Raw genomic sequence first — 1491 nt, forward strand, 5'->3', positions numbered from 1 at the left:
GAATTATATTTTGTATAATTGATATTTTAACGTATTATTTATTATTAATCAATAAATAACTAAATATAATTTTTCTAAATTATTTATTTAGAAAATAAAATTCAATTTTAATTAATTTACTCATGACTTAGTCGGTTCGTTTTCAAATTTGGTACGAAAGTGAGCTGGGAGAGTGTTATACGCATAGTAAAATCACAATGGAGAAAATTCTGAAATCGCATCACCTGTTTTATTAAAACCAAGATACTATATATAAACCCTTTATAAAGGGGCTTATGATGCTTTCACAAGGTTTGAAATAGGTTTGAGGTTATTTCCAGTTGGGTTTTCGAAGGCGGACGCAACAGTGACCCCAACTTTGATAATCTTGTACCATAGTATTATTGAATGAAAAAAGGATAACCAGTGAATGGAAAAACCACCTGTCGGATTAAACAGGAATAAACTTGCTCCTGATTTAAACACAAAAAGGCCATGTCCAAGACATGGCCTTTTTTTTGAATGAATAATGAGCAATATTTAGCATATTTACAGGATCATCCACAAGATCGTCATTTACTAGAAGACAATAGATAGCTTTCTCATGAAAATAGTTCCGAAAAGGATTTTTTAAAATTATTTTTTTAGAGAAACTTTTTCCCCATGATAAAAAGCTCTCAATTCACACGGTAAAAGCATACCGTTCAGATGCGAAAACGCTGCTAAGCTTTTTGACAGATCACTCCCTTTCCTTTCGGGATATTGGTTTTCCAGAAGTAAAAGCATATAACAAATTTATTAAGGAAAAGCATCCAGCTAAGTCATCCATCAGGAAATTAGAGGTTTTCAGAAGAGTGCTCGATTTTGGATATGAAACCCAATTTTACAAAGCCCACCTGTCTACCTGGATCTCTAAGCCGATATCTAAAAAAGGATAATATATAATAGAAGAAACTCGTCACGAAGAAGCTCAAACTCGTGTACAAGTGAGGGAATTGAATCAAAAAGACGCTGAGTTTCTTATCACCTTCTTTCCTAAAATTGTGAAAGCAACAAGAAATCATGAACAATTGGAGAAACGAAATTTACTGATTGGATATCTCCTCTATACCATGGGGCTTCGAGCAAGTGAACTTTTGAGCTTGAATTGGGGAAGTTTTCGGTATAACCGAATAGTGGGTTTCTATTTGCAGATGTTATCGGAAAAGGAAATAAGCCGCGATCAATCCCTATTAGAGATGAAACCAAAGATATACTATTTAGTTATCGGAAAAGCATGGGCGAATCAGTTGAGATTAACATGCAAGATGCAAATCCCCTTTTTTTCGCTATATATAATAAAAAATGTACCTATTTGATCTGACCCAATAAAGTTAGACAAATATTTTTATGCAACTTTTAAGACTTGAGTTCGGTACTCCACCGGACTCAGGTCTTTTAATTTTGCCTTCATCCGTTTGTGATTGTAATAGTAAATTATAGTCCTCTAATTCCCGTTCAAAATGTTCAATA

1 protein-coding gene and 1 pseudogene are annotated in these 1491 nt (G+C 33.4%); one reads left to right on the plus strand and one right to left on the minus strand.

The genetic code is table 11. The annotated features are described in order from the left end of the window. Positions 1 to 617: 617 nt before the first annotated feature. On the plus strand, positions 618 to 917 hold the full coding sequence (locus tag BIV60_RS31140; RefSeq protein WP_371261604.1) for a site-specific integrase: 300 nt from the start codon (positions 618 to 620) through the stop codon (positions 915 to 917). A gap of 449 nt (positions 918 to 1366) precedes the next feature. On the opposite strand, the pseudogene BIV60_RS28990 reads toward BIV60_RS31140, so the two are convergent. Beyond that, positions 1367 to 1491, minus strand: a pseudogene (locus BIV60_RS28990) (IS3 family transposase); the annotation flags it as partial.

The sequence above is a fragment of the Bacillus sp. MUM 116 genome (genome assembly GCF_001866655.1).
Classification (GTDB): Bacteria; Bacillota; Bacilli; order Bacillales; family Cytobacillaceae; genus Neobacillus.